We start from the raw sequence: 13,947 nt of genomic DNA on the forward strand, positions 1-13,947 counted from the left end.
TCACTGATCTCTGCCCTATACCATGCAATACTCGATCCACCCTCTTATCCTTTCATTTTCCTCTAAAAATGGTTCAATAAAGGCAATATGGTAGAAAAAAGCAACAAAAAACCAGAGAAAAATTCGCAAATGCGGAACAGGCTGAGATTCTATCCACGATTAGGGAAAAACGGCGCCCTTCAATGAAACATCAAGCCGAAAATGTCTAATCCTTGCCGAGATTTTGACCGCTATTGAGGTGAACAGTCAATGGTACATCAAGATCAGCGGCATTTTCCATGGATTCCTGCAGCAATTTCCCCACGGCTGTCATTTCTTTGTCAGGGACTTCCAGGACCAGCTCATCATGAATCTGCAGGATCATGCGTGCACTGTACCCTCCGACAGCAAGGGCATCATCTACCCGTAACATGGCCTTTTTCATAATATCTGCCGCAGTTCCCTGTATGGGAGTGTTGATGGCGATCCGTTCAGCAAATTCTCGTTTGGTACGGTTAGAGCTGTTGATTTCCGGAATGTTTCGCCGCCGGCCGCTCATGGTGCTGACATACCCCTGTTCCCGTGCCTGGGCAACAATATGCTCCATAAATTCCATTATTCCGGAAAAATGAACAAAGTATCGATCAATAAACTGCTGCGCCTCCTTGCGACTGACATCCAACTGATTAGCCAGGCCGTAACTGGACATGCCGTATACAATGCCGAAATTAATAGCCTTGGCAGCACGCCGCATCTCGGCTGTAACCAATTCAGGAGCCACTGAAAAAACCAGGGAAGCAGTCTGTCGATGAATGTCCTCTCCCTTCCTGAAGGCATTGAGCAAGGCCTGATCCTGGGAGTAGTGGGCCATTACCCTGAGATCGATCTGCGAGTAGTCGCCGGAAAGCAGGCAGCATCCCCTGGGGGCAACAAATGCCGAACGGATCCGCCGCCCTTCTTCGGTACGGATGGGGATATTCTGCAGGTTGGGATTACTGGAACTGAGGCGGCCGGTTGCCGTCCCACACTGGTTATAGGAGGTGTGCACCCTCCCGCTTTTGTGGTCGCGCAGAACCGCAAGTTTATCCACATAGGTAGACTTGAGCTTGGCAATATTTCTGTAGTGGAGAACCAGTCCCGGCAACTCATGAGTCCCCTGCAGCTTTTCCAGTACCTTGACATCAGTGGACCAGCCGGTCTTGGTTTTTCTCCCTCTAGGCAACTGCAGCTCTTCAAAGAGTATATCTCCCAGCTGCTTGGGAGACTGAATATTAAACGACTTGCCTGCCGCGTCATAGATCTGCTGTTCACAGCGGGTGAGCTCCTCTGAGAAATCGCTGGCAAGCTCGGCCAACGCCTCCTCGTCAACCATGATCCCTGCCCTCTCCATGGCCGCAAGCACGCTGATCAGGGGTCCCTCGACCTCGGTGACGAGTTCGAGCAAATCCCACTCCTGTAACGTCAACACCTGTTGCCGGTAAAGCTGCAATGCTCCGTATACATCTTCACAGCTATAATCTTTGGCAGCCTGCAGCTCCACCCGGGCAAAAGCGTCATCACGCTTGTCGCCCCCGGTGACCTCCGCATAGGGAGTCATCCGAATATCCATTTCCTCGCACAGGTCATCAAGCTTGTATGAACGCCTGCCGGGATCCTCAAGCCAGGCGCCAATCATGGTATCATGCAGCGGCCCCTGAAGTATAACTTCGCCGTTTTGGGGCGCAGCAAGTACCGCGTAATCATACTTTAGGTTATGCCCGATCTTGGTCGATCTGGTGCTTTCCAGATAGGGGCGGAGTTTTTCCACCAGCTCCCTGCGCTCAAACTGGCCGGAAATCGGTCCCTGATCGTCCAGGTGGCCGCAAGGCAGGTACCATGCTGCAGACTCATCCACACAGAGCGATATCCCGACCAAGCGCGCCTGACGGGGATTAAGGGAATCAGTTTCAGTATCCACCACTATGATGCTGCTCTGGTCCAGTTGTCGACACACTTCCTCCAAACCTGCCGCGTCCGACACCAGAAAAAAATTCTCGGTGTTTATTTTGGCGGACCTTACTTCATTTTTCAACAGGGTATGAAACTCGAGCTCTGTGTAGAGGGAACGCAGCTTCTCGTTGTCAGCGGACTGGAGAGTATACGCGTCTAAATCCACCGGCACCTGTGCCTCACAGTTCAACTGAATCAGGTCACGGGAAAGAAATGCATCATCACGATGGGCAATAATCCGTTCTTTCATCTTAGAGGCCTTCAGCCCATCAACGGCCGAATAAAGATGTTCCAGGCTGTGGTACTGGCTTATCAATTTCTGAGCCGTCTTGGGCCCGACTCCCGGAACGCCGGGCACATTATCAGCGCTGTCGCCGGTAAGGGCAAAATAATCAAGCAGTTCGTCCACTGCCACCCCATATTTTTCTCCGACAGTGGCTGCGCTCATCAACCGGTCATTCATCGGATCCCACAAGGCTACCCGGTCTGAAACCAACTGGAGCAGGTCTTTATCACCGGAAACGATCATCACCTGGCACCCGCGACCGGTCATACGGGTCACCGCAGAGGCGATCAGGTCATCGGCCTCCTGTCCTGACTCCCTCAAGCTGAGGATATTATACGCCTCGATCAATGCATGGATATAAGGCACCTGGACCGCAAGATCATCGGGCATCGGCGGACGATTGGCCTTATACTTCGGATACATCTCATGACGAAAGACCGGTCCTCGACTATCAAAGGCCACGGCAAGGTACTGGGGCTGTTTATCATTAATAAGTTTTTTCAACATGGTGGCAAAGCCGTACACCGCATGGGTGGGCAGGCCGCTACTGTTGGAGAGCGGCCTCACCGCATGATAGGCACGATAAATATACGAGCTGCCGTCTATGATATATATTTCCGGAGTGTTCATATGCATATGCACGATTAAAGGTATGGACTGAGGAGGATGAGTGGTACCCATTTACCGGGTTTCCCCCCAGGGGGCAAATAAAAAGCCCCTGCCGAATGACAGGGGCTGATAAATAAAAAAATCAAGCTGAGGGAATCAGGCGCTTTTCACCCACGCTGCCTGCGGTCCCTTTTCCCCCTCTTCAACGAGCAGGGTAACGGCATCGCCTTCTGCGAGGTCACTCATTGACATATCTTTCAATGCTCCGGCATGGAAGAAGATTTCCTGCTCATCACCGGTAAGAATAAACCCATAGGCTTCTTCGGGAAACAGCCTTCTAATCACTCCTGACGCCGTGGAGTCGACCGTTGCTCCCGCCGCCTTGGCTCCTTTATGATTATGCTTCTTTCGCACCTTCTCTTTCAACTGCATTCCAAGCACGTCAAATGCCTCAACCAACAGTGGTCTGACCATTTCCCCCCAACGCTTCACCACAACGGTGTCGTTTGGAACGGAAGCAACCAGTCGAACCTCATAGCCCCCTTCCTTGTATCCGGGGGTGGCCTCAATCGTTACGCGGAGGTGGAGAACATAATTGGCATAATTTCGGATCAGCTTGGCCCGCTCATCCTCAATCTTTTCCTGCCAACTTTTGCGTATATCCAGATTTTTGGCTTCGATTTTCAGTTCCATACATATCCTCCACTGTTAAAAGCGTTGGCGGCCCCACGCCGCCCCTGTTTCGGCAACTGTCTTCCCCACAGCCATCGCCCCACGGCACAACGCACCTCTGCGTCCGGAATGCAGTAGATCTTGCAGGCATATAGATGCATGGAAAGAGAGAGGCGGGTTGGATGGAGGAAACAACGTAACCATATCTCTACTATAGCCACTCGTTACTCAAGAAATCAAGGGGCTCAATCACATTTTCTTGACGCCCACTCAACCATAGGGTTAGTATTTTCCCTATGAATACAAACAGTCACAAAGCTGTTCTTTTATTGAACCTCGGTGGACCGGAAAAACCTGAAGATATCCGGCCGTTTCTCTATAACCTCTTTTCCGACCGGCAGATCATCCGGCTGGGACCGCCTTTTCTGCAAAAGCCGCTTGCCGCACTTATTGCCAGACGCCGTGCTCCTAAAAGCATGCGCAACTATCAACAGATAGGCGGTGGCTCCCCCCTGCTCCGCATCACCAACCAGCAGGCGGAGGCATTGGCAGCACGACTGGAGCAGGATGGCCACTACCTGGTCCGCTCCTGCATGCGCTACTGGTATCCTTTTGCAGGTGAGGTCGTCGCGGAACTGGCGGAAAAAGAGATAAAAGAGGTTATCGCCCTGCCGCTCTACCCTCACTACTCCATAGCAACCAGCGGTTCATCCTTCATTGACCTGGAACAAACCATCGATACCCTTGGGCTGCGGATAGAGCTGCAAAAAATCACTTCCTGGCCGGTCCAGCCGCAATACATTCAAAGCTTGGCTGCCAGAATAGAAGAAGGGGTCAACGCTTTTAAAGGCGAACCGGTGGAAATTGTCTACAGCGCCCACAGCCTGCCGGTACGATTTATTGAGGAAGGCGACCCTTATGTGGACGACCTGAAAAAAACAATCACTGCGATAGAAGCCCTCACCAAGAAGTGCGGTCATCTCTGCTACCAGAGCCGCAGTGGGCCGGTGGAGTGGCTGGGGCCCTCAACCCCGGAAACCATTGAAACTCTGGCGGCTCAAGGAACAAAAAACCTGTTGATGGTGCCGCTCTCTTTTGTTTCCGATCACGTGGAGACGCTCTACGAGCTGGACATTGAGTATCGCGCAATGGCGGAAGATCTCCAGCTGGGATACCGGGTCACTCGGGCACTCAACGACGATCCCCTGTTTATCGAGGGATTACGGCAACTGGTACTCGATTGCTCGCAAGCCACAGTGCCCCGTTCCTCCTGAACGGTACCCGCCCCCTGCAATCCATGCTTGCCCCGCCGAGAGTGCAGCAGCGCCTCACCCCGTCTGAAAGCGACGCATACGAATGTTCATCAGGATACCGATGGCAACCATGGTAGTCATCAGCGAAGAACCGCCGTAACTGAACAGGGGCAGAGGGATTCCCACTACCGGAAGAAAGCCCATGATCATAAACAGATTGATCACGGCCTGCCAGAAAATCATCATCACCAGCCCGTAAGCCAGTAGAACGCCGAACTTATCCCGCGCAGTCAGGGCAATATTCAGCCCCCAGAGGAGAAGAAAGAAGTAACAACCTAAAAAAAAGACAGCTCCGGCAAATCCCCACTCCTCACCCCACACAGAAAAGGCAAAATCGGTATGCCGTTCCGGCAGGAAGTTCAGGTGGCCTTGAGTCCCCTTCATAAATCCTTTTCCAAAAACCTTGCCGCTGCCCACCGCTATCTTAGACTGCATAACCTGATAGCCGTGATTCATTGGATCCCCCTCGGGGTTAAGAAAGGTCTCGATGCGCCGCCGTTGATAGTCCTTGAGCAGATATTTCCAACCAATCACGATACAGGCTATTCCGGCCCCGCCGAGGATGCCGATGGTTGACCAACGCAATTTGACAAACAGGGTCATGGAGACAAACAAAATCCCCAGCATCAGGGCAGTGCCCAGGTCAGGCTGGATCAGAATGAGCACAAAGGGAACCCCGGTCAATATCCCCGGCTTGATCAGATCCCGAATCCGATAACCGTCATGGATCTCATTTTTTGCATAGCAGGCCGCCAACACGATCACCAGCAACAGCTTAGCCGGCTCCGATGGTTGCAGTCGAAAAAATCCTAGGTTGATCCATCGCTGGGTCCCAGCGATGGTATCCACAAACAAGGTGGTATACAGCAGCAAGAGAACCACCCCGCCATAGAGGAGATAACCAAACTTGGCCAACTCAATATAATCCATCGATATAAAGAGCAATATCAGTACAAAACCAGCAATGCACAGGTACAGCTGCTTAAAAAAAACCGATGAAGGGGCACCGCTTCCATTCCAGGTGGAACTGTACAGGTTGGCAAGGGCCATACCGGTCACCAGGACCAGCATGAGCAACATAACCCAGTCAAAATGAAGAATAAGTCGACGATCGAATCGGAGCATGGTCACTTACCGTAGGAGGTGGGATTACTGAGTGATTGTATTACCGTCCGGAGTGCTGGAAAGCAGATGAGCGTTCCTCCTGACCCCAGTCTGCGACAGGCGTGCTGAGTCAGCCTCGGCAGGCGCCTGTTTGGCGGCAAAATATTCTTCCAGCACTGCCCGAGCCACCGGCGCTGCTGCACTGCCTCCATGGAGGCCGTGTTCAACCACCACTGCAACAACAATTTCCGGATTCTCGGCCGGGGCAAAGCAGATAAACAGGGCATGATCCCGATATTTATAGGGAATATCCTCTTCTTTAAGGTGCATGTACTGCTTTAAGCGCACAACCTGGGCAGTACCAGTTTTGCCGCCAACAACGATGCTCTGGTCGGAAACCCTGGCCCGTCGACCGGTTCCCCGTTTGCCATTTACCGCCTCGACCAGCCCCTCGCGCACCAGGCGAAGATTTCTGCCTTGCCCCTTCAGACGTTCCAATACCACCGGTTCAAATGTATCGATTACATGGCCGTCGGGGTCCTTGACCTCCTCCACCAACGATGGTTTATACAATGTACCACCGTTGGCAACAGCGGCGGTCATCATAGCCAGCTGCACTGGCGTTACCAGGTTGAACCCCTGGCCAATGGCTATAGAGAGGGTCTCTCCTTCCTGCCAGGCTTTGCCAAAACGCTGCTTTTTCCATGCTGCAGTCGGAACCAGCCCTGCCTTTTCGTGCTCCATCTCGATACCGGTTCGCTTGCCCAGACCAAGCAGCGCGGCATACTTTGCCAGCCTGTCCACCCCTAGCCGCTGGCCGACCTGATAAAAGTAGACATCACACGATTCGGACAGAGCGCGTTTAAGGTTTACCGCCCCATGCCCGCCGCGTTTCCAGCACCGATAGGTCCTGTTGCCGAAACGATGATAGCCGGGACAATAGACCACCGAGTCAGGAGTGATCACCCCTTCGGCCAATCCAGCCAGGGCGGTAATGACCTTGTACGTGGAACCGGGTGGATACTGTCCCTGCACCAACTTGTTGACCAACGGATGATGCGGATTTTCCAGCATAGCCTTCCACGCCTTATGGGAGATCCCGCCCACAAACTCGTCCAGGTGTAGGGCCGGTGCACTGGCCAGAACCAGCATCCGGCCGGAATTGGCTTCCATGGCCACCACTGCGCCCGCAAAATCCTCCTGCTCCATGATTTCCTCAGCCGCAGTCTGCAAATGCATGTCGATGGTCAGCCGAAGATCATTGCCGGGCAGCGGCTCCACCCCTTTAAGGTTTTTCTGTTCAAAACCCAAGGCATTCACCTCCATATAGTTGCGGCCCTTTTCCCCGCGCAGGTCTTTTTCCCGCAACCGCTCAAGTCCCATCTTGCCGACAAGGTCGCCACCTCGATAGATGCCAGACTCAGAGGCTTCAAGCTCTTTTTTATTTATCTCACCTAGATAGCCGATCAGGTGGGAAGCATGGTTTCCCCAATGGTAGACCCGTAGCGGCACCACCTCAATCTTGATCCCCGGGAGGTTCATTCGGTTGTTTTCGATCTTGGCCACGGTTTCCCAGTCGATATCTTCTGCCAGGCGTACGGGTATATGGCCTGGATTGTGAGCCATCTTCCTGATTTTTTCCAACAGCTCGGAGACATCCACGTCGAGCACCTTGGTCACCTTTTTCAACCACTCGTCGTCAATCTTGTTATCTTCCCGTACCCAGACCACATTAAACGAAGGCCGATTGGTTACGATTTCCCGATCATGGCGGTCGAGAATATTGCCCCTGGGTGCTGCCACTTCCAGGTACCGCACCCGATTTGAATCAGCAAGTGATCGATAATGCTCGCCTTTCTGCACCTGGAGATACCATAGCCTGCTGACGACGACGGCAAAGAAGAAGAAGAGTACAAAACCTGCATACAGAGCCCTCTTCTTCAGTCCGTCAAGCTCGTTGTCATCCCTGGGAATGAGCTTGGTGACGCCGCCATCCTTTTTTCGCTCCGCATCGAGCATGGGTTCAGGACGCCTGCGGTTTTTCCGTCGAATATTCTTCATTGCACGTTCTCTGCTCTTACCGCGTTGAGCGGCTACGGTATCGGTTGTCGGTCCTCACACGTACTTTTCGCCAGGTAAGCACCCCCTTGCGCAGCCGCTGCTCCGTAGCGTTAAACAGTCGAAACAGCGGATAGGCAAAAAGCACTATCAGACCTGTACGCACCATCATCTTCCACCAGGACCACTCGACCAGAACACCTGGCTCAAACAGGGAAAGCAGCACGTAGGCCACCCAGGAGATAGCCACAAAACTAACCCCGATCAACGGCACCTGATACAGGGATTCATTAACCGGCATCTTACGGCTAATAAAGCGAAGGAGGAAAAAGGCGCTCAGGCACATCAGGGAATACATTCCCAATACGGTGCCTGAAAAGACATCCAACATGCAACCGAGGAAAAAGAGAATAATCAGACTGCGAAGCAGATCGAACCGGTAGGCCAGATACGCCACCAGAATATAATAGAGGTCTGGCGCAAGCAGCCACACTGGGCTTAACAGGCAGATGGAGGTCTGCAGGACCACTGCAAGCACGGCAAACAGGATAAAAACGATTAATAACATGCAGGACTCTTTTCTTTATTTCCTCCTGCATCCGTAACGCGTCGCAGGCCGACGACCTGGTGAGCCAGGGCCGTTTTCTTGATTACAGCACCACCTCACAGGAGGAAACAATGATTCAGCACCCGGCTCTTAGCCGTCACCCATTCAGCCCCTTCCGCATGGTTGACGGAGAGGGCCAGCGCGGATAGGTTCGGTCGCGGCAGCACTATTACTCTGAATGCACAGCTCCCGCCTCTTCCCGCTGAATCACAACAACATTCTCCAGGGTTTTGTAATCAACGGCCGGGGTAACTTCGATTTCATGAAACATTCCTCGGCGCTTGCGTATCACCTTGGAGACCACCCCCACAGGCAATCCTGTGGGAAACATGCCGCCGTAGCCGGCAGTAACTACCACATCACCCTCTTCCACCTCGACGGTTTTCAACACATATTCCAGCCGGTAGGTGAGTTTACCGGTCCCTTTGAGGATGCCACGTACCCGGGATTTCTGCAACAGCACATCGATTGCACTCGAGGGGGCAATGGCCAGCAATACCTTAGAATAACCAGGAGAAGCCGACCAGATCTGGCCGACGATGCCATCGCTACTGGCAACTGGGCTGCCTTTGACAACCCCGTCGTTGGTTCCCACATCCAGCATGATGGAACGAAACCACATGGACGGGTCCTTACCGATAACCGATGCGGCAACAACCGGATAATCCGCTGCATCCTTAAAGTCCAGCAGTTTCTTCAAACGGGTGTTGGTGGCCAGAGCCTCGCGGCTTTTATGCACCAGTTTACGATAGGAACGCAGTTCCTCCCACAGCCGCTTATTTTCTTCCCGAACCCCAAGAATATCGAGGTACTCGCGTTTAAAGGAAAGGAGATAGTTCAGCCCCGAGGCAGCCACCTTCTGCACCGGACCAGTGGCTTCAAGCACCATTTTGTGGAGTCCGCCAAACTTCTGGTTTCCCAGAGTGGACACCAGAAATATCAACGCCAGGGTCATGATCACCCCGGAAAGAAGGACCACCCGAAATAAGCGAAATCGGTTGCTGCGTTTCCTTGTACTCTGTTTTCGCATGGGAACTGGGAATGGAACCGCCGGCTGAAGTGGAGGTCAGATCTGCAATCAAACTCTACATCTATTTTTCCTGACGCCGTATTGAACGCCCAGCCGACCGGATACGCTTCAAAGGCGTCAGGCGAGAGTAAACGCTGACGCAAGGATGCGTCAGCGATCAGTCAATGGCAATTTCACGCAGGATTTCGAGATTATCCAGGGCCTGACCGGAACCAAGCACCACCGAAGAAAGTGGATCCTCGGCCACAATGATCGGCATACCGGTTTCATCGCGCAAGAGCTTGTCCAGATTCTTGAGTAGGGCGCCGCCGCCTGTGAGCACGATACCCTGGTCGACGATGTCTGCCGAAAGCTCCGGAGGAGTGACCTCCAGTGCCACCCGAACAGCGTCGACAATGATGTCCACCTGTTCGGCGATGGCTGACTGAATTTCCTTGGAGGTGATGCTCAGGGTCTTGGGAATGCCGGAAACCAAGTCCCTTCCCTTGATCTCCATGGTCTCGTATGGCTCTTCGGGCTGAACATTTCCGATGGTGGTCTTGATTTCTTCGGCGGTACGCTCGCCAATAGCGAGATTATGTTTACGCTTGATGTACTGCAGAATCGATTCATCCATCTTGTCACCGGCAACCCGGACCGACTTGGCATACACAATGCCGGCCAGGGAGATAACCGCGACCTCAGTGGTACCGCCGCCGATGTCAATAATCATATTGGCGGTGGGCTCGGTAATGGGCAGATTGGCTCCTATGGCCGCGGCCATGGGCTCCTCGATCAGATACACTTCCCTGGCGCCAGCGGATTCTGCCGATTCACGTACTGCCCGCTTTTCCACCTGAGTGATCCCTGAGGGTACGGAAATAATTATGCGCGGGTGAACCAGGGTCCGACGGTTGTGCACTTTGTTGATGAAATAACGAAGCATGGCCTCGGTTACTTCAAAATCTGCTATTACTCCGTCCTTCATCGGCCGGATGGCTGCAATATTTCCCGGCGTCTTCCCCAGCATTTCCTTAGCCTCCCTGCCGACAGCCAGCACCCGGCTGCCGCGAAGATCGCGGCGAACAGCCACCACCGACGGTTCCCGGAGGACAATGCCCTTTCCTTTGACATACAACACGGTATTGGCCGTGCCCAGGTCAACCGCAAGGTCGTTGGACATCCACCCAAAAAGAAAATTAAACGGAGAAAACATCCCGGAATCACCTGTTAAAGTATATATGGTATCAACTGTCCGTCCGGCTGAAACTGCAGGGAAATGCCGGCGCAGTATTTTTTTACTCAGTTGCTGAAACAAACAAGGCACATTACCAAGTGTACCGGGAGTTGGCAACGTATAAGGTTTCTCTGCCGAAAAAGAAGCAATATTCTTGACAGCCACCCGCTCCCCATGGTAGAGAATCGTTCAACAAAGCAACACGGGGCTATAGCTCAGCTGGGAGAGCGCTTGAATGGCATTCAAGAGGTCAGCGGTTCGATCCCGCTTAGCTCCACCACATACGAAAAAGGGTGATGAACAATAATCGTTCATCACCCTTTTTTCTTTTACTTGCTTATCCTCTGTTTGCCTTATGTCCTCCCTAAGGTCATTTCCGAAAGATCGTCACCAGAACGGCTGAGACAATCAGCGCTGCGCCGAGGTAGCCCAGTGGAGTAAAATACTCGCCAAAGAACAGGTAGGCGGCAATGGCGGCCACCACCGGCTCCAACGTTGCGACGACCGAGGCACGGCCGGCTTCAAGACGAGTCACCCCTTTGTAGTAGCAGATATTGGCAATAAAGGTGGAAACAACGGAAACCCCAATCAAGCACGCCCAGGCGGTTGGCGACTTGGGACTGAAGCTGACAAAGGGGAAAATGCACAGCGCTCCCAGGGGAAGAATGATGGAAAATAAATTTGCAGAGGTATATTTTGTAGAGAAATGTTTACCGATAATGTAATAGAGCGAGTAACAAAACCCGGCTGTCAATCCCGCCGCGATTGCGAACAGGCCGACCGGTGCAGCTGAAGCTGCCCCTCCTCCTGTGGAGATAAAAAACACGCCGACGACCACAAGTAACACAGCCAGGATTTTGAGCCGGGTAAGGGGCTCACGAAACAAGAAATAAGCGATGAGCACCACCCAGCCAGGAGCTGTGTACAGCAGAACCGCCGCCAGTGCAGCCCCTCCGGTTTTTACTGCGAACTGATAGGAAACATAAAAAAGGGTTATCCCGAACACGGAGAAAAGTGCCAGAAGCGGTATGTCTTTGAAGTCCAAATGCATTTCTCGCCGAATCACGGCTTGCAGGGCAAAGCAGAGCCAGGCAAGCACGGCGCGCCAGAAGGCGACTTCCATTGGAGCAACACCTTCGGCAAAGGCCAGTCCGGAAAAAATACCGATAAACCCCCAACAGGTCGCTGCCATCAGTATGAAAAAATAGCCGGCCAGATCCCTTTTTATTGTCGTTTCCATCGCTGGTCCCTTTCCTCCATTGCACACACCCACCTTCTTGCCGCACGCAGAACTACCACAGGCGGGGGAACCCAATCAGCCAGTGCAAATGGAGCGCTGGCTTTCCTTTGCAGTGTTCTGGGCTCACGATTTATCCGTGCACCGTGCTCCGGTACGGATGGGCAGGATAGGTGCCGAGCATAAGCACCCGTTTGGCAAAAAACTCCAACTCCTGAAAAGCCCGCTGCAGGGCAGGATCATCAACATGGCCCTCGACATCGGCATAAAAACGGGCAACGTTGAAATGTTTGTCCACATAACTCTCCAACTTCACCATCTGCACCCCGTTAGTGGCAAAGCCGCCAAGGGCTTTATACAGGGCAGCTGGAATGTTGCGGACCTCAAAAAGAAACGTGGTCAGGTAGTTGAGATGATTTTCTCGAAAAGGTATCCTTGCTTCCGGAGCGAAGGTCAGGAAGCGAGTGGTATTATGGTCGGCATCCTGAATGTCTTCCCGAAGGATTTCCAAACCGTAAATTTCGGCGGCAAAGGCTGAACTGATGGCGGCCTGGGTCGGATCGTTCCACTTTTTCACATCTGAAGCAGCCTTGGCGGTGTCAGCTACCACGTGCTTGTTCAAATCGTAATGCTCGATAAACTGCTTGCACTGGGGAATGGCGTGAACATGACTGTGCACATCGGTCAATGCCTCCAGGCTTGCCCCTGGGAGCCCGAGCAGGCAGTGCCGAATAAGTTGAAAGTGCTCCCCAACAATGAACAGCTCTCCATTGGGGATCAAATTATGCACGTCAGCCACGCGACCGGCAAGGGAGTTGTCCACTGGAATAATGGCCAAGTCGGCCTTGCCGTTCCGTACGGCATGGAAGGCCGCCTCAAACGAAACACAGGAAACGGTTTCCAGTTCGGGATAGGCATGATGACAGGCGAGCTCGGAATATGCGCCGGGCATCCCCTGGAAAGCGATGGTTCGGTACTGCTGCTTCATGGACTTCACCTGAGAAAAAACACTTTATCGAAAATGATCCTCATCTTCGGAGAACGAATACTTTAAGTAGCAGATGAATTAACTCCTCTCGGAAAAAGAAAGCAAGCCCTTTGCTGGGCTAAAAAGAGACAAAGCTGGTCACAGCAAGCCTGAGAGTACTTTTCCACCCTTTTGCATCACTTCCGCACTTGCCTGATTGTCAGCGCAATGGTAATGCTATAGCATATTGTCCAGCAATCTGAACAAGGTTCACTCTTTCCGCGCCGTTACCTGGTCGAATGTTGTTCACCGTTCTCCAAGAGGTGCGAGTTTAAGGAGCAAATTATCATGGAATGGATAGCGATTGCCTGGCCCACCCTGTTGGCGATATTATTTGCCCGCGCTTTTCTTTTAGCTTTTACTCCCCTCCTGTACAGAAAACGGCAAACCATCAGCTTAGGTCTGCGTGAAACGCGAATTATCCGCGGCGATGCTCCCCTCCAGGACCGAATCCAGGTCTTTGGCGGAGCGCTTTTCAGCGGCATTTTCTCCCTTTCAGTATACTTGCTCACCGCCTTGGTTTCCTGCACCCTTTATGGGGCACAGCTCTATCTCCAGTGAGGTATCTCCCCCTGCTTCTTCCCGACACGATGGTTTTCCATATCCACTCGATCGATCAACGCTCCACTCTCAACCCATTGACCAAAGAAATTTTGCGGTACTATCTCTCCTGCAACGCCTCATCGATCATTCCATTTTTCCAGACAACTACAGCCCAGCTTTGCGCGCCACCCAGCGACAAAAAACGAACAACTTATTAATTTTATTTAAATAAAAAGCAAAAACAAAGAAGAAGTACTAGGAAATTCCACCCCACCGG

11 protein-coding genes and 1 tRNA gene are annotated in these 13,947 nt (G+C 52.6%); 3 read left to right on the plus strand and 9 right to left on the minus strand.

Annotated elements, in window-relative coordinates:
• Nucleotides 1-205: 205 nt before the first annotated feature.
• Both polA and ACZ52Z_RS09325 read right to left on the minus strand, forming a co-directional pair.
• Nucleotides 206-2,884: a DNA polymerase I gene (gene polA, locus ACZ52Z_RS09320; protein ID WP_464270464.1), complete on the minus strand. Its 2,679-nt coding sequence runs from the start codon at nucleotides 2,882-2,884 to the stop codon at nucleotides 206-208.
• Between the two features lie 135 nt (nucleotides 2,885-3,019).
• Complete coding sequence (locus tag ACZ52Z_RS09325) at nucleotides 3,020-3,556, minus strand: cold shock domain-containing protein (RefSeq protein ID WP_464270465.1); 537 nt, start codon at nucleotides 3,554-3,556, stop codon at nucleotides 3,020-3,022.
• Between the two features lie 275 nt (nucleotides 3,557-3,831).
• On the opposite strand from ACZ52Z_RS09325, the gene hemH reads away from it, so the two are divergent.
• Nucleotides 3,832-4,809 carry a ferrochelatase gene (hemH, locus tag ACZ52Z_RS09330; protein WP_464270466.1) on the plus strand — a complete coding sequence of 326 codons (978 nt, stop codon included), beginning with the start codon at nucleotides 3,832-3,834 and terminating at the stop codon, nucleotides 4,807-4,809.
• A gap of 54 nt (nucleotides 4,810-4,863) precedes the next feature.
• On the opposite strand, the gene rodA is transcribed toward hemH, so the two are convergent.
• From rodA to ACZ52Z_RS09355, 5 genes are all read right to left on the minus strand, one after another.
• A complete protein-coding gene (rodA, locus tag ACZ52Z_RS09335; RefSeq protein ID WP_464270467.1) occupies nucleotides 4,864-5,973 on the minus strand; it encodes a rod shape-determining protein RodA in 1,110 nt (369 codons plus the stop codon).
• A gap of 24 nt (nucleotides 5,974-5,997) precedes the next feature.
• A complete protein-coding gene (mrdA, locus tag ACZ52Z_RS09340) occupies nucleotides 5,998-8,013 on the minus strand; it encodes a penicillin-binding protein 2 (protein WP_464270468.1) in 2,016 nt (671 codons plus the stop codon).
• A 16-nt stretch (nucleotides 8,014-8,029) separates the two neighbouring features.
• Nucleotides 8,030-8,578: a rod shape-determining protein MreD gene (gene mreD / locus ACZ52Z_RS09345; RefSeq protein ID WP_464270469.1), complete on the minus strand. Its 549-nt coding sequence runs from the start codon at nucleotides 8,576-8,578 to the stop codon at nucleotides 8,030-8,032.
• Between the two features lie 208 nt (nucleotides 8,579-8,786).
• Nucleotides 8,787-9,647: a rod shape-determining protein MreC gene (gene mreC, locus ACZ52Z_RS09350; protein WP_464270470.1), complete on the minus strand. Its 861-nt coding sequence runs from the start codon at nucleotides 9,645-9,647 to the stop codon at nucleotides 8,787-8,789.
• Between the two features lie 157 nt (nucleotides 9,648-9,804).
• Complete coding sequence (locus ACZ52Z_RS09355) at nucleotides 9,805-10,842, minus strand: rod shape-determining protein (RefSeq protein ID WP_464270471.1); 1,038 nt, start codon at nucleotides 10,840-10,842, stop codon at nucleotides 9,805-9,807.
• 225 nt (nucleotides 10,843-11,067) lie between these two features.
• On the opposite strand from ACZ52Z_RS09355, the gene ACZ52Z_RS09360 reads away from it, so the two are divergent.
• Nucleotides 11,068-11,143: transfer RNA gene (locus tag ACZ52Z_RS09360), tRNA-Ala, on the plus strand.
• 90 nt (nucleotides 11,144-11,233) lie between these two features.
• Here the strand turns inward: ACZ52Z_RS09360 and ACZ52Z_RS09365 are convergent.
• On the minus strand, nucleotides 11,234-12,103 hold the full coding sequence (locus ACZ52Z_RS09365; RefSeq protein ID WP_464270472.1) for a DMT family transporter: 870 nt from the start codon (nucleotides 12,101-12,103) through the stop codon (nucleotides 11,234-11,236).
• Nucleotides 12,104-12,233: 130 nt separating this feature from the next.
• The gene (locus tag ACZ52Z_RS09370; protein WP_464270473.1) at nucleotides 12,234-13,088 is read right to left on the minus strand and encodes a prephenate dehydratase; all 855 of its coding nucleotides are present in this window, start codon (nucleotides 13,086-13,088) and stop codon (nucleotides 12,234-12,236) included.
• A gap of 327 nt (nucleotides 13,089-13,415) precedes the next feature.
• Here ACZ52Z_RS09370 and ACZ52Z_RS09375 point away from each other — a divergent pair, with 327 nt between their 5' ends.
• On the plus strand, nucleotides 13,416-13,688 hold the full coding sequence (locus tag ACZ52Z_RS09375) for a hypothetical protein (RefSeq protein ID WP_464270474.1): 273 nt from the start codon (nucleotides 13,416-13,418) through the stop codon (nucleotides 13,686-13,688).
• The last annotated feature ends 259 nt before the right edge of the window (nucleotides 13,689-13,947 follow it).

The sequence above is a fragment of the Desulfogranum aggregans genome, assembly GCF_055398265.1.

Excerpts from the sequence above, each read along its gene's own strand:
- ACZ52Z_RS09325 (WP_464270465.1), bottom strand. The coding sequence starts at position 3,556 with ATGGAACTGAAAATCGAAGCCAAAAATCTGGATATACGCAAAAGTTGG.
- mreD (WP_464270469.1), bottom strand. The coding sequence starts at position 8,578 with ATGTTATTAATCGTTTTTATCCTGTTTGCCGTGCTTGCAGTGGTCCTG.
- ACZ52Z_RS09365 (WP_464270472.1), bottom strand. The coding sequence starts at position 12,103 with ATGGAAACGACAATAAAAAGGGATCTGGCCGGCTATTTTTTCATACTG.
- ACZ52Z_RS09375 (WP_464270474.1), top strand. The coding sequence starts at position 13,416 with ATGGAATGGATAGCGATTGCCTGGCCCACCCTGTTGGCGATATTATTT.
- rodA (WP_464270467.1), bottom strand. The coding sequence starts at position 5,973 with ATGCTCCGATTCGATCGTCGACTTATTCTTCATTTTGACTGGGTTATG.
- ACZ52Z_RS09370 (WP_464270473.1), bottom strand. The coding sequence starts at position 13,088 with ATGAAGCAGCAGTACCGAACCATCGCTTTCCAGGGGATGCCCGGCGCA.
- mreC (WP_464270470.1), bottom strand. The coding sequence starts at position 9,647 with ATGCGAAAACAGAGTACAAGGAAACGCAGCAACCGATTTCGCTTATTT.
- polA (WP_464270464.1), bottom strand. The coding sequence starts at position 2,884 with ATGAACACTCCGGAAATATATATCATAGACGGCAGCTCGTATATTTAT.
- ACZ52Z_RS09355 (WP_464270471.1), bottom strand. The coding sequence starts at position 10,842 with ATGTTTTCTCCGTTTAATTTTCTTTTTGGGTGGATGTCCAACGACCTT.
- hemH (WP_464270466.1), top strand. The coding sequence starts at position 3,832 with ATGAATACAAACAGTCACAAAGCTGTTCTTTTATTGAACCTCGGTGGA.
- mrdA (WP_464270468.1), bottom strand. The coding sequence starts at position 8,013 with ATGAAGAATATTCGACGGAAAAACCGCAGGCGTCCTGAACCCATGCTC.